Origin of the sequence: Streptomyces sp. NPDC005722 (assembly GCF_040630935.1) — a bacterium.
GTDB lineage: Bacteria > Actinomycetota > Actinomycetes > Streptomycetales > Streptomycetaceae > Actinacidiphila.
Genome location: NZ_JBEXYN010000077.1, coordinates 1 through 21,091, shown reverse-complemented (window position 1 = coordinate 21,091; position 21,091 = coordinate 1). Strand labels below are relative to the sequence as shown.

Here is a 21,091-nt window from a genome sequence, read left to right as displayed (position 1 = left end):
AACCCCCCCCCCCCCCCCAACCCCCCCCCCCCCCCCCCCCCCTCCCCGGGCCCGGGGGGGGGGGGGGGCCCCCCCGCGGGGGGGGGGGGGGGGGGGGGGCCCGCGGGGGGCCCCCCGCCACCGGGACCGTCACCAGCCCCGTTCGCGCCATTCGCCGAGGTGGGGGCGCTCGTCGCCGAGCGTGGTGTCCTTGCCGTGACCGGGGTAGACCCAGGTCTCGTCCGGGAGGCGGTCGAAGAGCTTGGCCTTGACCCCCTCGTAGAGGCTCGTGAAGTGGTCCGGGTTGTTGTGCGTGTTGCCGACGCCGCCCGGGAAGAGGCAGTCACCGGTGAAGATGTGCGGGTGCCCGTGGGGGTCGTCGTAGATCAGGACGATGCTGCCGGGCGTGTGGCCGACCAGGTGCCGGGCGGTGAGCTCGACCCGGCCGACCTGGATCCGGTCGCCGTCCTCGACCGGCACGTCGGTGGGGACGGGGATCCCCTCGGCGTCGTGGCGGCCCGCGTAGGTGCGGGCGCCGGTCGCGTCGACCACGGCCCGCAGCGCCTGCCAGTGGTCGGCGTGGCGGTGGGTGGTGACGACGGACGCGAGACCGTCGTTGCCGGCGACCTCCAGGAGCGTGTGCGCGTCGTTCGCCGCGTCGACGAGCAGCTGCTCGTCCGTGGCGCGGCAGCGCAGCACGTACGCGTTGTTCTCCATGGGGCCGACCGCGACCTTGGTGATGATGAGGTCCTTGAGTTCGTGCACGTCGGGCGCGCCCCCGACCGTGACCTCGCCGCTGTACGTCATGGCGTCAGCCTAGTGGCGGCAGCACCGGCAGCGGCACGTCGGGCCGGGCGGACAGGCCGTGGCCGTCGGAGCGGCCGCTGACCCAGGCGAGCAGCGCGTGCCGGGGCCCGTCGACGGTGAGTTCGGGCTCGCTGGCGGCGCCGATCACCCACTTCTCGCCGCTCTCGGTGTCGTGGATGCGGACGGCGGCGACCCCCTCGTGGCCCGACAGGTCGTCGATGATGGCGCCGAGCTCCCGCGCCGCGAAGTCCTCGGGGAGGTGCGCGCAGGTGTACTCCAGGCCGAGGTCGACGTGGTGGAAGTAGATCTCCAGGAGCCGCAGGTACGGGATCTCCGCCGCGGCGGTCACCCGGCCGGAGCGCATGACGACCTGCGCGGCCCAGTTCTGCGGCGGCAGCTCCTCGATGGCCAGGGCCAGCCGGTCGGCGGAGGTCCGCAGGTCGTCGAGGTGCTCGGCGAGGGTGCGGCCGGCGCCCGCCTCGATGTCCTTCTCCCGGCGCTCGCCGCTCTCGTACTGCGGGGTCTCCTCGCCGGTGCGGGCCCAGATGAGCAGGTTGACCAGGGAGTCCGCGTTGCGCGCGAGGTGGGCCAGCACATGGCCGCGGGTCCAGCCCGGCAGCCGCGACGGCTCGGCGACGCACGCGGGGGGCATGGCGGCCACGGTCTCGATCAGTCGTTCGGTGGCCTCTCGGAGTTCGGCCGCATCGTGGTCGGGGTCGGGTCGTTGGACAGACACGGGGCCTCCTGGTCGGACCTGATCGACGTCTCCACCGAGACGCTAGCGCGGGACACTCATTCGGGTGAAGCTGCCGCACCGATGCCGGAAATCGAATGTGCGTGCTATAGGCTCGCTGTCAACACAACCGGAAGAAAACTCGTCGGCGCCCCGTTTAGGCTGTCTGGGGGTGCTGTCCCTTGTCTGCCTTTTGAAAGGTGCGCACTGGCGTGGCCGATCGTCTCACCGTCCGTGGCGCTCGCGAGCACAATCTGAAGAACGTCTCGCTCGACCTGCCACGGGACTCGCTCATCGTGTTCACCGGCCTCTCGGGGTCGGGCAAGTCCTCCCTGGCGTTCGACACGATCTTCGCCGAGGGCCAGCGTCGCTACGTGGAGTCGCTCTCCTCGTACGCACGGCAGTTCCTGGGCCAGATGGACAAGCCGGACGTCGACTTCATCGAGGGTCTGTCGCCCGCGGTCTCGATCGACCAGAAGTCCACCTCGCGCAACCCGCGCTCGACGGTCGGCACGATCACCGAGGTCTACGACTACCTCCGCCTGCTCTTCGCCCGCATCGGCAAGCCGCACTGCCCCGAGTGCGGCCGGCCGATCTCCCGGCAGTCGCCCCAGGCGATCGTCGACCGGGTGCTGGAGCTGGAGGAGGGTTCCCGCTTCCAGGTGCTCTCGCCGCTGGTGCGCGAGCGCAAGGGCGAGTTCGCCGACCTCTTCTCCGACCTGCAGACCAAGGGCTACAGCCGGGCCCGGGTGGACGGCGTGACCGTCCAGCTGACCGAGCCGCCGAAGCTCAAGAAGCAGGAGAAGCACACCATCGAGGTGGTCATCGACCGCCTCACCGTCAAGGAGAGCGCCAAGCGCCGGCTGACCGACTCGGTCGAGACCGCCCTCGGCCTGTCCGGCGGCATGGTGATCCTGGACTTCGTCGACCTCCCCGAGGACGACCCGCAGCGCGAGCGGATGTTCTCCGAGCACCTCTACTGCCCGTACGACGACCTGTCCTTCGAGGAGCTGGAGCCCCGCTCCTTCTCCTTCAACTCGCCCTTCGGCGCCTGCCCGGAGTGCACCGGCATCGGCACCCGCATGGAGGTCGACCCGGAGCTGATCGTCCCCGACGAGGACAAGTCCCTCGACGAGGGCGCCATCGCCCCCTGGTCGCTCGGCCACACCCGGGACTACTTCCAGCGACTGATCGGCGCGCTCGCCGACGAGCTGGGCTTCCGTACCGACATCCCGTGGGCGGGGCTGCCGCAGCGCGCGAAGAAGGCACTGCTCAACGGCCACAAGACGCAGATCGCGGTGCGCTACCGCAACCGCTACGGGCGCGAGCGCTCGTACACCACCTCCTTCGAGGGCGCGATCCCCTTCGTCCGCCGCCGGCACGCGGAGTCCGAGAGCGACTCCAGCCGCGAGCGCTTCGAGGGGTACATGCGCGAGGTGCCCTGCCCCACCTGTGAGGGCACCCGCCTCAAGCCGATCGTCCTGGCGGTCACCGTCCAGGAGAAGTCCATCGCCGAGGTCGCCGCGATGTCCATCAGCGACTGCGCGGAGTTCCTGCGCGGCATGAAGCTGAGCGCGCGCGAGAAGACCATCGCCGAGCGGGTGCTGAAGGAGGTCAACGAGCGGCTGCGCTTCCTGGTCGACGTCGGCCTGGACTACCTCTCGCTCAACCGCGCGGCCGGCACCCTGTCCGGCGGCGAGGCCCAGCGGATCCGGCTCGCCACCCAGATCGGCTCGGGCCTGGTGGGCGTGCTCTACGTGCTGGACGAGCCGTCGATCGGCCTCCACCAGCGGGACAACCACCGGCTCATCGAGACCCTGGTGCGGCTGCGCGACCTCGGCAACACCCTGATCGTGGTGGAGCACGACGAGGACACCATCAAGACCTCCGACTGGGTGGTCGACATCGGCCCGGGCGCGGGTGAGCACGGCGGCAAGGTGGTGCACAGCGGTTCGCTCAAGGAGCTGCTGCGCAACAAGGAGTCGCTGACCGGCCAGTACCTGGCGGGCAAGCGCCGGATCCCGATCCCCGACGTGCGCCGCCCGCTGGACGGGGAGCGCCGGCTGACCGTGCACGGCGCCCGGGAGAACAACCTGCGGGACATCGACGTGTCCTTCCCGCTGGGTGTCTTCACGGCGGTCACCGGGGTCTCCGGCTCCGGCAAGTCCACCCTGGTCAACGACATCCTGTACACGCACCTGGCCCGTGAGCTGAACGGCGCCCGGGGCGTCCCGGGCCGGCACACCCGTGTCGACGGGGACGACCTGGTCGACAAGGTGGTCCACGTCGACCAGTCGCCGATCGGCCGCACCCCGCGTTCCAACCCGGCCACGTACACGGGTGTCTTCGACCACGTCCGCCGGCTGTTCGCGGAGACGATGGAGGCGAAGGTCCGCGGCTACCTGCCGGGCCGCTTCTCCTTCAACGTCAAGGGCGGCCGCTGCGAGAACTGCTCCGGCGACGGCACCATCAAGATCGAGATGAACTTCCTCCCGGACGTCTACGTGCCGTGCGAGGTCTGCCACGGTGCCCGGTACAACCGGGAGACCCTGGAGGTCCACTACAAGGGCAAGTCCATCGCCGAGGTCCTGGACATGCCGATCTCCGAGGCGCTGGACTTCTTCGAGGCGGTCCCGACGATCGCCCGGCACCTGCGCACCCTCACCGAGGTCGGGCTGGGCTACGTCCGGCTGGGGCAGTCCGCCACGACCCTGTCCGGTGGTGAGGCGCAGCGCGTGAAGCTCGCCTCCGAGCTGCAGAAGCGCTCCACCGGCCGCACGGTCTACGTGCTGGACGAGCCCACCACGGGTCTGCACTTCGAGGACATCAGCAAGCTGATCAAGGTGCTCTCCGGACTGGTGGAGAAGGGCAACACCGTGATCGTCATCGAGCACAACCTCGATGTGATCAAGACGGCCGACTGGGTCATCGACATGGGCCCCGAGGGCGGCAGCGGCGGCGGCTTGGTGATCGCCGAGGGCACCCCGGAGCAGGTCGCGGGCGTGGGGGCGAGCCACACCGGCAAGTTCCTCAGGGACATCCTGGGCGCCGAGCGGGTCTCCGACGCCCCGCCGGTCCCGGCCAAGAAGCGGGCGGCCCCGCGGAAGAGGGCGGCGGCGAAGGCCTGACGGCAGGGCTCAGGGTTTCGGCACGTATGGTGCAGCTTTCAAGCTCTTTTCCCTACGTGCCGAAGCGGAGCCCTCCATGGCCGACACCAGCGCCCTGCCCCCCTGCCGCCGTACCGTCCTGAAGGGCGCGGCCCTCGTGGGCGTCGCCGGGGTCGGCCTCACCGCCTGCGGCGGTCCCGGCGCGGCGGCCCCCGAGGGTCCCGTCGAGCTGGGCGCGGCCACCGAGGTCCCGGTCGGCGGTGCCAAGCTCTACCGCGAGGCCAAGATAGTCGTGGCGCAGCCCACGCAGGGCAGCTACCGGGCCTTCAGCGCCGTGTGCACCCACCAGGGCTGCACCTGCGACAAGGTGGAGGACACCGCGCTGTCCTGCCCCTGCCACGGCAGCGTCTTCGACGCCGCCACCGGCGCCGTCCGCACCGGCCCCGCGACCAAGCCGCTGACCAAGGTCGACGTCCAGGTCAAGGACGGCAAGCTCGTCGCCGGGACCGGGGCCTGAGACGGCGGGAATGTCACCGTCAATCAGTAGGGTGGGGGCATGGCCGATCCCTCCAGCTACCGCCCCAAGCCGGGACAGATTCCGGACTCTCCCGGGGTGTACAAGTTCCGGGACCAGCACGGCCGGGTGATCTACGTCGGGAAGGCGAAGAGCCTGCGCCAGCGGCTCTCCTCGTACTTCCAGGACCTCGCGAACCTGCACCAGCGCACCCGCACGATGGTCACCACCGCCGCCTCCGTGGAATGGACGGTGGTGGCCACCGAGGTCGAGGCGCTGCAGCTGGAGTACTCCTGGATCAAGGAGTACGACCCGCGCTTCAACGTGAAGTACCGGGACGACAAGAGCTACCCCTCGCTCGCCGTCACCCTGAACGAGGAGTTCCCCCGCGTCCAGGTGATGCGCGGCCCCAAGCGCAAGGGCGTGCGCTACTTCGGCCCGTACGCGCACGCCTGGGCGATCCGCGAGACGGTGGACCTGCTGCTGCGGGTCTTCCCCGTGCGCACCTGCTCCTCCGGGGTGTTCAAGCGCTCCGCGCAGATCGGCCGCCCCTGTCTGCTGGGGTACATCGGCAAGTGCTCGGCCCCCTGCGTCGGCCGGGTCAGCGCCGAGGAGCACCGTGAACTGGCCGAGGAGTTCTGCGACTTCATGGCCGGCCGCACCGGCACCTACCTCCGCCGCCTGGAGCAGCAGATGCGGGACGCGGCCGCGGCCATGGAGTACGAGAGGGCGGCCCGGCTCCGCGACGACATCGAGGCGCTCAAGCGCGCCATGGAGAAGAACGCGGTCGTCCTCGCCGACGCCACCGACGCCGACCTGATCGCCGTCGCCGAGGACGAGCTGGAGGCCGCCGTCCAGATCTTCCACGTCCGCGACGGCCGGGTGCGCGGTCAGCGCGGCTGGGTCACCGACCGCGTCGAGGAGGTCGGCACCCCCGAGCTGGTCGAGCACGCGCTGCAGCAGCTGTACGGCGAGGAGCGGGGCGAAGGGGTGCCCAAGGAGGTGCTGGTGCCCGCGCTGCCCGACCCGTACGAGCCCGTGCAGCAGTGGCTCACCGAGCGCCGGGGCTCCCAGGTGAGCCTGCGGATACCGCAGCGCGGCGACAAGAAGGACCTGATGACCACCGTGCAGCGCAACGCCCAGCAGGCGCTGGTGCTGCACAAGACCAGGCGCGCCTCCGACCTCACGACGCGTTCGCGCGCCCTGGAGGAGATCGCCGAGGCGCTGGACCTGGACTCGGCGCCGCTGCGCATCGAGTGCTTCGACATCTCCCACCTCCAGGGCGACGACGTCGTCGCCTCGATGGTGGTCTTCGAGGACGGACTCGCCCGCAAGAGCGAGTACCGCCGCTTCCAGATCAAGAGCTTCGCCGGCCAGGACGACGTCCGGTCGATGCACGAGGTGGTCTCCCGGCGCTTCCGCCGCTACCTGCTGGAGAAGCAGAAGACCGGCGAGTGGGTGGACGGCGACGGCAACGGGGCCGAGGAGGTCGACGGCGCCGGCACGGGAGGAACCGACGGCAACGGCGTCGCGGGCAGCGGCGGCGAGGTCGCCGGCGGACCCATCGACCCGGACACGGGCCGGCCGCGCAAGTTCGCCTACCCCCCGCAGCTGGTCGTCGTGGACGGCGGGCAGCCGCAGGTCGCCGCCGCCCAGCGGGCCCTGGCGGAGCTCGGGGTGGAGGACGTGGCGGTGTGCGGCCTGGCCAAGCGCCTGGAGGAGGTCTGGCTGCCCGGCCAGGACGACCCCGTCATCCTGCCGCGCACCAGCGAGGGCCTGTACCTGCTGCAGCGGGTCCGGGACGAGGCCCACCGCTTCGCCATCGCCTACCAGCGCAACAAGCGATCCAAGTCGATGAAGTCCGGTGCCCTGGACGCGGTGCCGGGCCTCGGCGAGAGCCGCCGCCAGGCGCTGCTGAAGCACTTCGGCTCGCTCAAGCGGCTGCGCGCGGCGACGGTCGAGCAGATCTGCGAGGTTCCCGGGGTCGGCAGGCGCACCGCCGAGGCCGTGCTGGCCGCGCTGGCCGGCGCCGCCCCCGCCGGTCCCGCGGTGAACACCGCCACAGGAGAGATCATTGAGGAAGAGGGGACGGCCGGTCCGGTGACCGTCCCCACGGAACGGGGGCACGACTCATGAACGCGAACGACGGAGGCGGAGAACAGGTGACGACCGGAGGAGCGGGAGAGGCCGCCGAGGCCATCCCCGAACTCGTGATCATCTCGGGCATGTCCGGTGCCGGGCGCAGCCACGCGGCCAAGTGCCTGGAGGACCTCGGCTGGTTCGTCGTGGACAACCTGCCGCCCGCCCTCATCCCCACCATGGTCGACCTCGGCGCCCGCTCGCAGGGCAACGTGGCACGGATCGCGGTGGTCGTGGACGTCCGCGGCCGACGCTTCTTCGACAACCTCCGCGAGTCCCTCGCGGACCTGGACTCCAAGGGCGTCAAGCGCCGGGTGCTCTTCCTCGAGGCCTCCGACGAGACGCTGGTGCGCCGCTTCGAGTCGGTGCGCCGCCCGCACCCGCTGCAGGGCGACGGCCGCATCGTCGACGGCATCGCCAAGGAACGCGAGCTGCTGAGCGAGCTGCGCGGCGACGCGGACCTGGTGATCGACACCTCCAGCCTCAACGTCCACGAGCTGCGGGCCAAGATGGACGCCCAGTTCGCCGGCGAGGAGGAGCCGGAACTGCGGGCCACCGTCATGTCCTTCGGCTTCAAGTACGGCCTCCCCGTCGACGCCGACCTGGTGGCCGACTGCCGCTTCCTGCCCAACCCGCACTGGGTGCCGGAGCTGCGGCCGTACACCGGTCTCAACGACGAGGTCGCCACGTACGTGTTCAACCAGCCCGGCGCCAAGGAGTTCCTCGACCGCTACGCCGAGCTGCTGCACATCGTCAACGCCGGCTACCGCCGTGAGGGCAAGCGCTACGTGACCATCGCGGTCGGCTGCACCGGCGGCAAGCACCGCAGCGTCGCCATGTCCGAGCGTCTGGCCGCGCGGCTGTCCGCCGACGGAGTGGAGACGGTCGTCGTCCACCGGGACATGGGGCGCGAGTGATCAGGACGACTCGGCGCTTGCGCCGGTCGGCGGGGCGCAGCGGGGCCACGCCCAAGGTCGTGGCATTGGGAGGCGGGCACGGACTGTCCGCCTCCCTGTCCGCCCTGCGCCGCATCACCCAGGACCTGACCGCCGTGGTCACGGTCGCCGACGACGGCGGCTCCAGCGGCCGCCTGCGCCAGGAGATGGGGGTGCTGCCGCCCGGCGACCTGCGCAAGGCGCTGGCCGCGCTGTGCGGCGACGACGAGTGGGGCCGGACCTGGTCCCAGGTCGTCCAGCACCGTTTCGTCAGCCAGGGCGACCTGCACGGCCACGCCGTGGGCAACCTGCTGATCGTGGCGCTGTGGGAGCAACTCGGCGACCCCGTGGCGGCCCTGGAGTGGGTGGGCCGGCTGCTCGGCGCGCACGGCAGGGTGCTGCCCATGTCGGCGGTGCCGCTGGAGCTCACCGCCACGGTGCGCGGCCACGACCCGGAGGAGCCGGAGGAGGTCACGACCGTCCACGGCCAGGCCACCGTCGCCCTCACCCCCGGTGAGGTGCAGGAGGTGCAACTGGTGCCGAGCGACCCGCCGGCCGTCCCCGAGGCGGTGCAGTCCGTGCTCGACGCGGACTGGGTGGTGCTCGGCCCCGGTTCCTGGTTCTCCTCCGTGATGCCGCACCTGCTGGTGCCCGATCTGGCGTCCGCGCTCATGGAGACCAGGGCCCGCAAGGTGCTCGCGCTCAACCTCGCACCGCAACCGGGTGAGACCGAGGGCTTTTCTCCGCAGCGTCACTTGGAGGTTTTGGCCCGACACGCCCCTAAACTCACCATCGACGTGGTGCTGGCCGACGAGGCCGCCGTACTCGACCGCGACAGCCTCATACAGGCAGCCGAGCGTTTGTCGGGCACGGTGGAGCTGGCCCGGGTCGCCGCCCCCGACGGGCCGCGGCACGATCCGGAACTGCTGGCTGCCGCGTTCGACCGGATTTTTCGTATGCATGGAAGGATCGGCCCATGGCGATGACGGCAGCGGTGAAGGACGAGATCTCCCGGCTTCCCGTCACCCGGACCTGCTGCCGAAAGGCGGAGGTCTCGGCGATCCTGAGGTTCGCGGGCGGACTGCACCTGGTCAGCGGACGCATCGTGATCGAGGCGGAGCTGGACACCGGGATCGCCGCGCGCAGGCTGCGCAAGGACATCCTGGAGATCTTCGGGCACTCCTCCGACCTGGTCGTCATGGCGGCCAGCGGACTGCGGCGCGGCAGCCGGTACGTGGTGCGGGTGGTCGCCGGCGGTGACCAGCTGGCCCGCCAGACCGGCCTGGTGGACGGCCGCGGCCGCCCCATCCGCGGCCTGCCCCCGCAGGTCGTGTCCGGGGCCACCTGCGACGCCGAGGCCGCCTGGCGCGGGGCGTTCCTGGCTCACGGCTCGCTGACCGAGCCGGGCCGTTCCTCCTCGCTGGAGGTCACCTGCCCCGGCCCCGAGGCGGCCCTCGCCCTGGTCGGTGCCGCCCGCCGGCTGCAGATCGCCGCCAAGGCGCGCGAGGTCCGCAACGTAGACCGCGTGGTCGTCCGTGACGGTGACGCCATCGGCGCGCTGTTGACGCGGCTCGGCGCGCACGAGTCCGTACTGGCCTGGGAGGAGCGGCGGATGCGGCGTGAGGTGCGCGCCACCGCCAACCGGCTCGCCAACTTCGACGACGCCAACCTGCGCCGCTCGGCCCGCGCCGCGGTCGCCGCGGGCGCGCGCGTGCAGCGGGCCCTGGAGATCCTCGGCGACGACGTGCCCGAGCACCTCGCGGCGGCCGGCCGGCTCCGCATGGACCACAAGCAGGCCTCGCTGGAGGAGCTGGGCTCGCTCGCCGAACCGCCGCTCACCAAGGACGCGGTGGCGGGCCGGATCCGCCGCCTGCTGGCGATGGCCGACAAGCGCGCCTCGGACCTCGGCATCCCGGGCACCGAGTCCAACCTCACCGAGGAGATGGTGGGCTGAACCCGGCGCGGCCCGCCCGCCCCGTCCGGTTACCGGTCCGTACGGCGGGCACCCGTGGCGCCGATGTCACCGCCGGGAGCACGGGGAGGTAGGGTCGTCCTTGGTCGGGGACATCCCAATACGTCGCAGCCGGAGCGAAATGGCCTCCGGCACACCAGCGAGGAGATCGGTTCGTGACGATCCGCGTAGGCATCAACGGCTTTGGTCGCATCGGTCGCAACTTCTTCCGTGCCGCCCTGGACCAGGGTGCGGACATCGAGATCGTGGCTGTCAACGACCTGGGTGACACGGCCACCACCGCACACCTGCTCAAGTACGACACGATCCTGGGCCGCCTCAAGGCCGAGGTCACCCACACCGCCGACTCCATCACCGTCGACGGTCACACCATCAAGGTGCTGTCCGAGCGCAACCCCGCCGACATCCCGTGGGGCGAGCTCGGCGTCGACATCGTGATCGAGTCCACCGGCATCTTCACCAAGGCCGCGGACGCCAAGAAGCACATCGAGGGTGGCGCCAAGAAGGTCATCATCTCGGCGCCGGCCTCCGACGAGGACATCACGATCGTGATGGGCGTCAACAACGAGAAGTACGACCCGGCGAAGCACAACATCATCTCCAACGCCTCCTGCACCACCAACTGTGTGGCGCCGATGGCGAAGGTCCTCGACGAGAACTTCGGCATCGTCAAGGGCATGATGACCACGGTCCACGCGTACACCAACGACCAGCGCATCCTGGACTTCCCGCACAAGGACCTGCGTCGCGCCCGTGCCGCCGCGGAGAACATCATCCCCACCTCGACGGGTGCCGCGAAGGCCACCGCCCTGGTGCTGCCGCAGCTCAAGGGCAAGCTGGACGGCATCGCCATGCGCGTCCCGGTCCCGACCGGCTCCGTGACCGACCTGGTCATCGAGCTCGAGCGCGAGGTCACCAAGGACGAGGTCAACGCCGCCTTCCAGAAGGCCGCCGAGGGCCAGCTCAAGGGCGTCCTCGAGTACACCGAGGACCCGATCGTCTCCTCGGACATCGTCAACTGGCCGGCCTCCTGCACCTTCGACTCCTCGCTGACGATGGCGCAGGGCAAGCAGGTCAAGGTCATCGGCTGGTACGACAACGAGTGGGGCTACTCCAACCGTCTCGTCGACCTGACCGTGTTCGTCGGCGGCCAGCTCTGACACCCGCTCGACCGCCCGTCATGCGATGAGGACAGGGTCCGGACGACGTGCCGTCGTCCGGGCCCTGTCCCATGACGTGGCGGTTCGGGTGATCCGACCAGTCAGGACCAAGGCAGGGGAGCCTCCACCATGAAGACGATCGACGAACTCGTCGCCGAGGGGGTCGGCGGCAAGCGCGTGTTCGTGCGCGCCGACCTCAACGTGCCGCTGTCCGGCACCACCATCACCGACGACGGCCGCATCCGCGCCGTCGTGCCGACCATCGCCAAGCTGGCCGAGGCCGGCGCCAAGGTGATCGTCGCCTCCCACCTGGGCCGTCCCAAGGGCGCGCCCGACCCGCAGTTCTCGCTCGCCCCCGTCGCCGTGCGCCTGGGTGAACTCCTCGGCACGCAGGTGGCCTTCGCGACCGACACGGTCGGCGAGAGCGCCCGCGCGACGGTGGACGCCCTCACCGACGGTTCGGTGGCGCTGCTGGAGAACCTGCGCTTCAACCTGGGCGAGACCAGCAAGGACGACGCCGAGCGCGGCGCCTTCGCCGAGCAGCTGGCGGACCTGGCCGAGCTGTACGTCGGTGACGGCTTCGGCGCGGTGCACCGCAAGCACGCCTCGGTCTACGACCTGCCGGCCCGGCTGCCGCACGCCGCGGGTCTGCTGATCGCCACCGAGGTCGGTGTGCTGAAGAAGCTCACCGAGGACGTGGCCCGCCCGTACGCGGTGGTCCTCGGCGGTGCCAAGGTCTCCGACAAGCTGGGCGTGATCGACCACCTGCTGGACCGCGCCGACCGCATCCTGATCGGCGGCGGCATGCTCTTCACGTTCCTCAAGGCCCAGGGCCACGAGGTCGGCAAGAGCCTGGTGCAGGAGGACCAGCTCGACACCGTCGCGGAGTACCTGGAGCGTGCGAAGGCCAAGGGCGTGGAGTTCGTGCTGCCCCTGGACATCGTGGCCGCGCCGTCCTTCCCCGACCTGAAGAACCCGGTCGCCGGCAACCCCGTGACCGTGTCCGTCGACGCCTTCCCCGGCGACCTGATGGGCCTGGACATCGGTCCGGAGTCCCGCAAGCTCTTCGCCTCGAAGCTCGCCGACGCGGCGACCGTCTTCTGGAACGGCCCGATGGGCGTCTTCGAGCACCCCGACTACGCCGAGGGCACCCGCGCGGTCGCCCAGGCGCTGCTCGAAAGCCCCGCGTTCACGGTCGTCGGCGGCGGCGACTCCGCCGCGGCCGTCCGCATCCTGGGCTTCGACGAGAACGCATTCGGCCACATCTCGACCGGTGGCGGCGCGAGCCTCGAGTACCTCGAGGGCAAGACGCTCCCCGGCCTCGCCGCACTGGAGGACTGATCCGATGAGCACGCGCACGCCGATCATGGCGGGCAACTGGAAGATGAACCTCAACCACCTCGAGGCCATCCACCACGTCCAGAAGCTCGCCTTCTCGCTCAACGACAAGGACTACGACGCCGTCGAGGCCGTCGTACTGCCGCCCTACACCGATCTCCGGGGCGTCCAGACCCTGATCGAGGCCGACAAGCTGAAGATCAAGTACGGCGCCCAGGACCTGTCGGCGCACGACTCCGGCGCCTACACGGGTGAGATCTCCGGCCCGATGCTGGCCAAGCTGAAGTGCTCGTACGTGGTCATCGGCCACTCGGAGCGCCGGCAGTACCACCACGAGACCGACGAGCAGGTGAACGCCAAGGTCAAGGCGGCGTTCCGGCACGAGCTGACGCCGATCGTCTGCGTCGGCGAGGGCCTGGACGTCCGCAAGGCCGGCGAGCAGGTGGCCTTCACCCTCGCCCAGGTGGACGGTGCCCTGAAGGACGTCCCGGCCGAGCAGGCCGCGACCCTGGTCATCGCCTACGAGCCGGTGTGGGCCATCGGCACCGGCGAGGTCGCCACCCCCGACGACGCCCAGGAGGTCTGCGGGGCGATCCGCGGCCGGCTGGCCGAGCTGTACGGCCAGGAGGTGGCCGACGCGGTCCGCATCCAGTACGGCGGCTCGGTCAAGGCCGGCAACATCGCGGCGATCATGGCGCAGCCGGACGTGGACGGCGCCCTGGTCGGCGGTGCGGCGCTGGACCCGGAGGAGTTCGTCAAGATCATCCGGTTCCGCGACCAGTAAGTTCCGGGGCAGTAGGCTGTCGGGCCCTGCCCGAAGTACTCTGTCGGGGGTCGGAGCGCTGCGCAGCAGCGGCCCGGCCCCCGCGTCGTCCAAGGTCACCGAGAGAGTTGGTCCAGCTGTGGTCATCGGGTTCTCCATCGCCCTCATCATCTTCAGCCTGCTGCTGTTGCTGCTCGTGCTGATGCACAAGGGCAAGGGCGGCGGTCTGTCCGACATGTTCGGCGGCGGCATGCAGTCGTCCGTCGGCGGTTCCTCGGTGGCCGAGCGCAACCTCGACCGGATCACCGTCGTGATCGGTCTGCTGTGGTTTGCCTGCATTGTCGCCCTCGGCCTTCTGTTGAAGTTCCAGAAGTGACCGAGTCCCCGGCTTCCGGGGAGAACTGACGCCTCGTCGTCGGCGCGACTTATCATGGGAGGGCGTCATGGGATACGGTGCCCTTTCCCCGCAGGCGCGGGGGTGAACCGGTCTCCGTAAACTGGGCGACCTCGCAGCACCATCACGCAGGGAGTTACGACCGTGGCAAGTGGCAACGCGATCCGTGGTAGTCGGGTCGGGGCGGGGCCGATGGGAGAGGCCGAGCGGGGCGAGTCCGCGCCGCGCCTGCGCATCTCCTTCTGGTGCTCCAACGGGCACGAGACCCGGCCGAGTTTCGCGAGCGACGCGCAGATCCCCGAGACCTGGGACTGCCCGCGCTGCGGCTTCCCGGCCGGTCAGGACGAGGAGAACCCGCCGGCTCCGCCGCGCACCGAGCCGTACAAGACGCACCTGGCGTACGTACGGGAGCGGCGCAGCGCGGCCGACGGCGAGGCGATCCTCGCCGAGGCGCTGGCCAAGCTGCGCGGCGAGATCTGAGCCGTACCGGCTGAAGCTCCGCGGGGGCCCGGCCCGCGAGGACGCCTTCTTTCGCGGACCGGGCCCGTCGCGTCCCTCCGGTGCGTAACCGGAACGTATACTCCGTGTCGTGTCTCTGGTGATCGGCATCGATGCGGGCGGAACCCGGACGCGCGCCTACCTGGCCGAGGCGGCGCCCGACGGCGTGGTGCTCGGCGAGGGTGAGGGCGGGCCCGGCAACGCGATGACCGTCGAACGCGTGGCGCTGACGCAGCACCTCGCGGACGCCATCCGCGGCGCGGTCCCGGAGGACCGCAGGGGTGAGGTCACGACCGTCGTGGGCGGCTTCGCCGGCGCGGCCCTCGGCACCGGCCCCGAGACGGGGCACGAACTGGCCACCTCCTGTCTGCGGGCGGCGCTCGACAGCCACGGTGTCGGCGCGCCGCACGTGACGGTCTGCGGCGACATCGAGGTCGCCTTCGCCTCCGCGCCGGGCACCCCGGCCGACGGGCTGGCGCTGGTGGCCGGTACCGGAGCCGTGGCCGCGCGCATCGAGAAGCGCAACCAGACGCTCGTCGCGGACGGCAACGGCTGGCTGGTCGGCGACGAGGGCAGCGGTTTCTGGCTCGGCCGCGAGGTGATGAGGGCCGCCCTGCGGGCGCTGGACGGGCGCGGACCGTGGACGATCCTGGTCGAGGGCGTGCTCGCCCACTACATGGGCTCACCCGGAGGACCGTACCTCGCACAGGAGCGCCCCGGCGGCCAGGAGTGCCACGTGCTGCGCAACCGCCTGGTGCCGCTGGTGTACGCCGAACCCCCGGTCAGGCTGGCCCGGTTGAGCCCGCTCGCCGTCGCGGCCGACCGGGACGGCGACGAGGTCGCCGCGACCCTGCTGGACGACGCCGCCGACGAACTCGCCGCGACCGTCGCCGCGTTGGACCCCCGCCCCGGTGAACCCCTGGTCGTCACCGGCGGACTGCTGGGGCCGACGGGTCCGCTGCTCGGTCGCGTCGTGGCCCGTGCCGAGGAGATGGAACTGGACGTCATGCCGGTGCGCGACGGCGGCGCGGGAGCGCTGGCGCTGGCCCGCCTGCGGGTCGACGGGGACTGAGCGGGAGCGCACCGGGAGGTCCGGACGCACCCGAGGGGACGCAACCGACGGACGGCCCCGACAGGACGCCCCCGCCGGGGGATTGACGTGGACTAGACCTCTCGTCCATCGTTTCGGAGGAGCACCCACCGGATCACTGGACTCAGGGGGAATCGGCCATGGCCGACGACGTGACGACCACCGCCGCACGCTTCGCCGACGAGGCGAGGACGGTCATCGACCGCGTGGTCGCCGCCAACAAGGACTCCGTCGCCGCCGCCGCCCGGCTGCTCGCCGACTGCGTCGCCGCGGACGGCATCGTCCAGGCCTTCGGGACCGGCCACTCGCAGGCCACGGCACTGGAGATCGCCGGACGCGCCGGCGGACTGATCCCCACCAACCGCATCGGCCTGTCGGACCTGGTGGTCCGCGGCGGTGAGGACCTCTCGGTGCTCTCCGACCCGCTGCTGGAGCGGTCGCCCGGGCTCGGCAAGCGGCTGTACGAACTGGCCGCCCCCCACCCGCGGGACGTCTTCGTCGTGATCTCCAACTCGGGCGTCAACAACTCGATCGTCGACTTCGCCCTCCACGCGAAGGAGGCGGGCCACCCGCTGATCGCCCTGACCTCGTTGCAGCACACCCGTTCCGTCCCGGCGCTGCACGCGTCCGGCAAGCGGCTCGCCGACCTCGCCGACGTCGTCCTGGACAACGGCGCGCCGACCGGTGACGCCCTGCTGCCGCTGCCCGACGGCGGTTCGCTGTGCGGGATCTCGACGATCACCTCGGCCATGCTCGTCCAGATGACCGTCGCCGAGGCCGTGGGCCTGATGACCGCCGAGGGCCACCAGGCGCCGGTGTACGTCTCGGCCAACGTCCCCGGCGGCTTCGAGCGCAACCTCGTCCTGGAGCGCCACTACGGGGAGCGACTGCACCGCGGAGGGTTCTGACCTGCGGCCGAGCGGCGTTGTCAGTGGCCCCCGCTACGGTCTGTGACGAAGGTCGAGGACCGGTGAGCGGGGGTTTCCATGAGCGTCGGCATCGCGTACGACATCGAGCGCGCGCCCGGGTGGCGGGGCGGGTTCGGGCGGCTGTGGACGGCCGCGGCGGTCTCGCGGTTCGGTGACGGGCTGAGGGCGGCGGCGCTGCCGCTGCTCGCCGTGGGGCTGACCGACTCCCCGCTGCTGGTCTCGCTCGTCACCGCCGCGGGCTTCGTCCCCTGGCTCCTGTTCGGGCTGCTCGGCGGCGCGGTGGCCGACCGGGTCGACCAGCGGCGCGCCATGTGGGCCGTGGACGCCGTACGGGGCGCGCTCACCGCCGCCTTCGCGCTCGCGGTGTGGCTGGACCGGGCGGGCATCGTGCTGCTGCTCGTCCTGGCGTTCGCGCTGACCACGCTGCAGACCCTCTTCGACAACGCGGCGACCTCGCTGCTGCCCGCGGTCGTGCCCTCCCGGTCCCTGGGCCGCGCCAACGCCCGGCTGATGACCGCCCAGACCATGGCCGCGACCTTCCTCGCCGCGCCCTTGGTGCCGGTGCTCTTCGGCGTCACGGCAGCGCTGCCGTTCGGGGTGGACGCCCTGACCTACGCGGCCGCCGCCGTGCTGGTCGCCTCGCTGCGGGTGCCCCCGCCCGAACGGGCGGTGCGGCCCGCCGGCCGCACCCTGCGGCAGGACATCTCCGAGGGGATACGCGTGTTGTGGCGGGACCGGGTGCTGCGGGCGCTGTGCACCGCCAACACCGTGGTCAACGTGGGCATCGGCGCCCTGGTGGCGACCCTCGTCCTGCACGTCACCGGCTGGCTCCACGCGGGGCACACGGGGTACGCCGTCGTGCTGGTCGCCTACGGGGCGGGCAGCGTGGCCGGGGGAGCGGCCGCCGGACGGCTCTCGACGGTGCTGGGCGGCCGCGTCAGGAGCCTCGCACCGGGGCTGGCGCTCCAGGCCGGCTGCCTGGTCCTGGCCGGCAGCGTGCGCTCCCTGGCGGTGACCGCGGCCGCGCTGGCCGTCTTCGGCGCCCTCGGCATGATGTGGAACGTCAACGAGACCACCCTGATGCAGCAGCGCACACCCGAGAAGTTGCTGGGCCGGGTGAGCGCGGCCATGCGCACCCTGGGGGTCGCCGGGGCCCCGCTCGGCGCCCTGCTGGGCGGCGCTGCGGCGCAGATCCTCGGGCCCAACACCCCGCTGCTGCTCGCGGCCGCTCTGGTGGGCTGCGCGTTGCCGGTTCTTCGTCCGATCGTCACCACGCCAGACGGCGGACGTGAAACATCGGCGCGCAGGTAATCAACTAGTTTGGACCTGCAGCAGGAGGACGAGGAGAAGTGGACTGATGTCCGATACCAACACGCAGGGCCGAACCCGTCTCGACCAGCGGCCCGAGTGGCACGCGCTCGCCGAGCACCGCGAGGAACTGGGCGCGACCCACCTGCGGGAGCTGTTCGACGCCGACCCGGACCGCGCCCGGCGCTACACCGTGCAGGTCGGCGATCTCCATCTGGACTACTCCAAGCACCTGGTGACCGACGAGACACTGCGTCTGCTGCGCGACCTCGCGGCGGCCACCGGTGTCGCGGCGCTGCGGGACGCCATGTTCCGCGGCGAGAAGATCAACGTCACCGAGGACCGCGCGGTGCTGCACACCGCGCTGCGCGCCCCGCAGTCGGCCGACGTCACGGTCGACGGCGTCAACGTCGTGCCCGGCGTCCACCACGTGCTCACCCGGATGGGGAGCTTCGCCCACTCCGTGCGCACGGGCAAGTGGGTCGGCTCGACCGGACGCCGCATCAAGAACGTGGTGAACATCGGCATCGGCGGTTCCGACCTGGGCCCGGCGATGGCCTACGAGGTGCTTCGCGCGTACACGGACCGCGAGCTCACCTTCCGGTTCGTCTCCAACGTGGACGGCGCCGACCTCCACGAGGCGCTGCACGGCCTGGACCCCGCCGAGACGCTGTTCATCGTCGCGTCCAAGACGTTCACCACCATCGAGACCATCACCAACGCCACCTCGGCGCGCGAGTGGCTGCTCGACGGGCTCGGCGCCGACGAGAACGCGGTGCGCTTCCACTTCGTGGCCGTGTCCACGAACGCGGCGGAGGTCTCCAAGTTCGGCATCGACACCGACAACATGTTCGAGTTCTGGGACTGGGTCGGTGGCCGCTACTCGTACCCGTCCGCGATCGGGCTCTCGCTGATGATCGCCATCGGCGAGGAGCAGTTCCGGGAGATGCTGGCCGGCTTCCACCTGGTCGACGAGCACTTCCGTACCGCCCCTCCGGAGGCCAACGCGCCGCTGCTGATGGGCCTGCTGGGCGTCTGGTACGGCCAGTTCTTCGACGCGCAGGCGCACGCGGTCCTGCCGTACAGCCACTACCTGTCGAAGTTCACGGCCTACCTGCAGCAGCTCGACATGGAGTCCAACGGCAAGTACGTAGACCGCGAGGGGCGGCCCGTCGACTGGCAGACCGGGCCGGTCGTGTGGGGCACGCCGGGCACCAACGGGCAGCACGCCTACTACCAGTTGCTGCATCAGGGCACGAAGTTCATCCCGGCGGACTTCATCGGCTTCGCCAACCCGGTCGACGACCTGGAACCGGCCTTCGCCGCCCAGCACGACCTGCTGATGGCCAACTTCTTCGCCCAGACGCAGGCGCTGGCCTTCGGCAAGACCAGCGAGGAGGTCCGCGCCGAGGGCGTCCCGGAGGCGCAGGTCCCGCACCGCACCTTCCGCGGCAACCACCCGACGACGACCGTCCTCGCCAAGGAGCTGACCCCGTCCGTGCTGGGCCAGTTGGTGGCGCTGTACGAGCACAAGGTCTTCGTGCAGGGCGCGGTCTGGAACATCGACTCCTTCGACCAGTGGGGCGTCGAGCTCGGCAAGGTCCTCGCCAAGCGCATGGAGCCCGCCCTGACCGAGGGCGCCGAGGTGGCCGGTCTGGACGCGTCCTCGAAGGCCCTCGTGGCCACCTACCGGTCGCTGCGCGGCCGCTGAGTCTCACAGCGCAGGGCGCACGGCCCACGAAGGAAAGAATCCGCCGGGCGGGCTCCTCGGAGCCCGCCCGGCGGCTTCTTCCTGTGCGGCGTCCCGCGCCGGTCACCGCCTCACGGGGAGGACGGCGGGTACAGCTGTGGGGGCAGCTTCGCGGCGGCCGTACGGTCCAGCAGCCACAGCGTGCGGGCCCGCCCGTGCGCACCGGCCGCGGGCGCCTGGATCTCACCGGGCCCGGACAGGGCGATGGCCACGGCGCCCGCCTTGTCCTCGCCCGCCGCCAGCAGCCAGACCTCGCGGGCGGCGCGGATGGCGGGCAGGGTGAGCGAGATCCGGGTCGGCGGCGGCTTGGGGGAGCCGTGCACGCCCACGACGGTGCGCTCGGTCTCGCGGACCCCCGGGTGCCCGGGGAACAGCGAGGCCACATGGGTGTCCGGCCCCACGCCGAGCATCAGCACGTCGAAGGAGGGCACCGGACCGTGGTCCTCGGGACCGGCGGCCTCCGCCAGTTCCTGTGCGTAGGCCTCGGCGGCGGCGTCCGCGTCGTTGCCGAGCGGCCCGTCCGAGGACGGCATGGCGTGCACCCGCGCCGGGTCGACCGGAACGGCGTCGAGCAGCGCCTCGCGGGCCTGGGTCTCGTTGCGCTCCGGGTCGCCCGAGGGCAGGAACCGCTCGTCGCCCCACCACAGGTCCAGCCGCGCCCAGTCCACCGCGTCCCGGGCCGGCGAGGCGGCCAGGGCGGCGAGCAGGGCGTTGCCGTTGCGTCCGCCGGTCAGCACCACCGAGGCGGAGCCGCGGGCGGCCTGGGCGTCCACGATCTTCGTGATCAGCCGGGCCGCGGCGGCCTGCGCCATCAGTTCCTTGTCCCGGTGGACGACCACCTGCGGTGCGGTCATTGTGCAGCCGCCTTCTTGCCGGAGCCGCCGTCCTGGCCCGCTCCCGCGGCCGCGGCGGCGGGCTCGGCCGTCTCCTCGGCGCGTGAGAGCTGGTCCACGCCGAACTTGACGGCCGCCGCGTACGCCTCGTCGGGGTCGAGCCGGCGCAGTTCCTCCGCGATCAGGTCGGAGGTCAGCCGCCGCTGCAGCGCCACGTGCCGGTCGGGCTGGCCGGGGATGGCCAGTTCGGCCAGCGAGCCGGTCGGCCGGTCCAGGCAGATCTCGCCGTCCGCGGTCGCCAGCCGTACGGCGGTGATGCCGGGGCCGTCGGAGACCTTCCGCCGCACGGGCACACCCAGCCGCCGGGCGAGCCACAGCCCGAGCAGCTCCGTGCTCGGGTTGTACGCCTCGCCCTCGACGACGGCGCCCTTGACCGCGGCCTGCTTCTGGTCCAGGGCCGCGGCCAGCACGCTGCGCCACGGGGTGATCCGGGTCCAGGCGAGGTCGGTGTCGCCGGGGGTGTACGACGCGGCGCGCACCCCCAGGGCGGCGACCGGGTCCTCGGTGGCCGCCGCGTCGGTGATCCGGCGTGCCGCGAGCCGGCCCAGCAGGTCCTCGGCGGGGTTGGCGGGCGCGTCCTCGGGCCACCACACGACGACGGGGGCGTCGGGCAGCAGCAGCGGGAGCACGACGCTCTCGGCGTGGTCGGCGAGTTCGCCGTGCAGGCGGAGCAGGACGATCTCGCCCGTGCCGGACTCGCCGCCCACGCGTACCTCGGCGTCGAGGCGCGCGTTGCGCCGGTCGCGGGGGGAGCGTCCGGGCCGCTTGATGACGACCAGGAT

Annotated in this window: 19 protein-coding genes; 15 read left to right on the top strand and 4 right to left on the bottom strand. The window is 71.6% G+C overall.

The annotated features are described in order from the left end of the window. Nucleotides 1–129: 129 nt before the first annotated feature. Nucleotides 130–786: an MBL fold metallo-hydrolase gene (locus tag ABZ479_RS40255; RefSeq protein ID WP_500466216.1), complete on the bottom strand. Its 657-nt coding sequence runs from the start codon at nt 784–786 to the stop codon at nt 130–132. 4 nt (nt 787–790) lie between these two features. Next, a complete protein-coding gene (locus tag ABZ479_RS40250; protein WP_500466215.1) occupies nt 791–1,522 on the bottom strand; it encodes a maleylpyruvate isomerase family mycothiol-dependent enzyme in 732 nt (243 codons plus the stop codon). Nucleotides 1,523–1,719: 197 nt separating this feature from the next. Here ABZ479_RS40250 and uvrA point away from each other — a divergent pair, with 197 nt between their 5' ends. The 15 genes from uvrA (at nt 1,720) to pgi (ending at nt 19,377) form a co-directional block, all read left to right on the top strand. Beyond that, entirely contained in the window at nt 1,720–4,647 is a 2,928-nt protein-coding gene (gene uvrA / locus ABZ479_RS40245) for an excinuclease ABC subunit UvrA (protein WP_500466214.1), read from the top strand. 76 nt (nt 4,648–4,723) lie between these two features. Beyond that, on the top strand, nt 4,724–5,143 hold the full coding sequence (locus ABZ479_RS40240; RefSeq protein ID WP_499606119.1) for a QcrA and Rieske domain-containing protein: 420 nt from the start codon (nt 4,724–4,726) through the stop codon (nt 5,141–5,143). Nucleotides 5,144–5,182: 39 nt separating this feature from the next. Next, complete coding sequence (gene uvrC / locus ABZ479_RS40235; RefSeq protein WP_500466213.1) at nt 5,183–7,276, top strand: excinuclease ABC subunit UvrC; 2,094 nt, start codon at nt 5,183–5,185, stop codon at nt 7,274–7,276. After that, nucleotides 7,273–8,196 carry an RNase adapter RapZ gene (gene rapZ, locus ABZ479_RS40230; RefSeq protein ID WP_499606123.1) on the top strand — a complete coding sequence of 308 codons (924 nt, stop codon included), beginning with the start codon at nt 7,273–7,275 and terminating at the stop codon, nt 8,194–8,196. The genes uvrC and rapZ overlap by 4 nt, the downstream gene beginning before the upstream one ends. Beyond that, nucleotides 8,193–9,200 (top strand): gluconeogenesis factor YvcK family protein, encoded by a 1,008-nt coding sequence (locus tag ABZ479_RS40225; RefSeq protein ID WP_500466212.1) that lies wholly within the window; start codon nt 8,193–8,195, stop codon nt 9,198–9,200. The genes rapZ and ABZ479_RS40225 overlap by 4 nt, the downstream gene beginning before the upstream one ends. Next, nucleotides 9,191–10,168, top strand: a complete 978-nt coding sequence (gene whiA, locus ABZ479_RS40220) for a DNA-binding protein WhiA (RefSeq protein ID WP_500466211.1) — start codon at nt 9,191–9,193, stop codon at nt 10,166–10,168. The genes ABZ479_RS40225 and whiA overlap by 10 nt, the downstream gene beginning before the upstream one ends. 173 nt (nt 10,169–10,341) lie before the next feature. Next, the gene (gap, locus tag ABZ479_RS40215) at nt 10,342–11,346 is read left to right on the top strand and encodes a type I glyceraldehyde-3-phosphate dehydrogenase (RefSeq protein ID WP_500466210.1); all 1,005 of its coding nucleotides are present in this window, start codon (nt 10,342–10,344) and stop codon (nt 11,344–11,346) included. 129 nt (nt 11,347–11,475) lie between these two features. After that, on the top strand, nt 11,476–12,687 hold the full coding sequence (locus ABZ479_RS40210; RefSeq protein WP_500466209.1) for a phosphoglycerate kinase: 1,212 nt from the start codon (nt 11,476–11,478) through the stop codon (nt 12,685–12,687). A 4-nt stretch (nt 12,688–12,691) separates the two neighbouring features. Next, nucleotides 12,692–13,468: a triose-phosphate isomerase gene (tpiA, locus tag ABZ479_RS40205; RefSeq protein WP_500466208.1), complete on the top strand. Its 777-nt coding sequence runs from the start codon at nt 12,692–12,694 to the stop codon at nt 13,466–13,468. A gap of 118 nt (nt 13,469–13,586) precedes the next feature. Then, the gene (gene secG, locus ABZ479_RS40200) at nt 13,587–13,823 is read left to right on the top strand and encodes a preprotein translocase subunit SecG (RefSeq protein ID WP_018557252.1); all 237 of its coding nucleotides are present in this window, start codon (nt 13,587–13,589) and stop codon (nt 13,821–13,823) included. 162 nt (nt 13,824–13,985) lie between these two features. Further along, nucleotides 13,986–14,321 carry an RNA polymerase-binding protein RbpA gene (locus tag ABZ479_RS40195; RefSeq protein WP_361803309.1) on the top strand — a complete coding sequence of 112 codons (336 nt, stop codon included), beginning with the start codon at nt 13,986–13,988 and terminating at the stop codon, nt 14,319–14,321. A gap of 109 nt (nt 14,322–14,430) precedes the next feature. Further along, nucleotides 14,431–15,411 carry an N-acetylglucosamine kinase gene (locus ABZ479_RS40190; protein WP_500466207.1) on the top strand — a complete coding sequence of 327 codons (981 nt, stop codon included), beginning with the start codon at nt 14,431–14,433 and terminating at the stop codon, nt 15,409–15,411. 158 nt (nt 15,412–15,569) lie between these two features. Next, nucleotides 15,570–16,337 carry a sugar isomerase domain-containing protein gene (locus ABZ479_RS40185; RefSeq protein WP_499606129.1) on the top strand — a complete coding sequence of 256 codons (768 nt, stop codon included), beginning with the start codon at nt 15,570–15,572 and terminating at the stop codon, nt 16,335–16,337. A gap of 78 nt (nt 16,338–16,415) precedes the next feature. Continuing rightward, nucleotides 16,416–17,669: an MFS transporter gene (locus ABZ479_RS40180; protein WP_500466206.1), complete on the top strand. Its 1,254-nt coding sequence runs from the start codon at nt 16,416–16,418 to the stop codon at nt 17,667–17,669. A 46-nt stretch (nt 17,670–17,715) separates the two neighbouring features. Beyond that, the gene (gene pgi, locus ABZ479_RS40175) at nt 17,716–19,377 is read left to right on the top strand and encodes a glucose-6-phosphate isomerase (RefSeq protein ID WP_500466205.1); all 1,662 of its coding nucleotides are present in this window, start codon (nt 17,716–17,718) and stop codon (nt 19,375–19,377) included. Nucleotides 19,378–19,487: 110 nt separating this feature from the next. Here pgi and pgl read toward each other — a convergent pair whose 3' ends face one another. Together pgl and ABZ479_RS40165 are read right to left on the bottom strand one after the other, a co-directional pair. After that, nucleotides 19,488–20,270 (bottom strand): 6-phosphogluconolactonase, encoded by a 783-nt coding sequence (pgl, locus tag ABZ479_RS40170; RefSeq protein ID WP_499606133.1) that lies wholly within the window; start codon nt 20,268–20,270, stop codon nt 19,488–19,490. Then, nucleotides 20,267–21,091 (bottom strand): glucose-6-phosphate dehydrogenase assembly protein OpcA (locus ABZ479_RS40165; protein WP_500466204.1); only part of this gene is annotated, 825 nt, incomplete at its 5' end. The genes pgl and ABZ479_RS40165, both read right to left, overlap by 4 nt.

Excerpts from the sequence above, each read along its gene's own strand:
- ABZ479_RS40255 (WP_500466216.1), bottom strand. The coding sequence starts at position 786 with ATGACGTACAGCGGCGAGGTCACGGTCGGGGGCGCGCCCGACGTGCAC.
- ABZ479_RS40240 (WP_499606119.1), top strand. The coding sequence starts at position 4,724 with ATGGCCGACACCAGCGCCCTGCCCCCCTGCCGCCGTACCGTCCTGAAG.
- uvrC (WP_500466213.1), top strand. The coding sequence starts at position 5,183 with ATGGCCGATCCCTCCAGCTACCGCCCCAAGCCGGGACAGATTCCGGAC.
- rapZ (WP_499606123.1), top strand. The coding sequence starts at position 7,273 with ATGAACGCGAACGACGGAGGCGGAGAACAGGTGACGACCGGAGGAGCG.
- whiA (WP_500466211.1), top strand. The coding sequence starts at position 9,191 with ATGGCGATGACGGCAGCGGTGAAGGACGAGATCTCCCGGCTTCCCGTC.
- ABZ479_RS40210 (WP_500466209.1), top strand. The coding sequence starts at position 11,476 with ATGAAGACGATCGACGAACTCGTCGCCGAGGGGGTCGGCGGCAAGCGC.
- tpiA (WP_500466208.1), top strand. The coding sequence starts at position 12,692 with ATGAGCACGCGCACGCCGATCATGGCGGGCAACTGGAAGATGAACCTC.
- ABZ479_RS40185 (WP_499606129.1), top strand. The coding sequence starts at position 15,570 with ATGGCCGACGACGTGACGACCACCGCCGCACGCTTCGCCGACGAGGCG.
- ABZ479_RS40180 (WP_500466206.1), top strand. The coding sequence starts at position 16,416 with ATGAGCGTCGGCATCGCGTACGACATCGAGCGCGCGCCCGGGTGGCGG.
- pgi (WP_500466205.1), top strand. The coding sequence starts at position 17,716 with ATGTCCGATACCAACACGCAGGGCCGAACCCGTCTCGACCAGCGGCCC.
- pgl (WP_499606133.1), bottom strand. The coding sequence starts at position 20,270 with ATGACCGCACCGCAGGTGGTCGTCCACCGGGACAAGGAACTGATGGCG.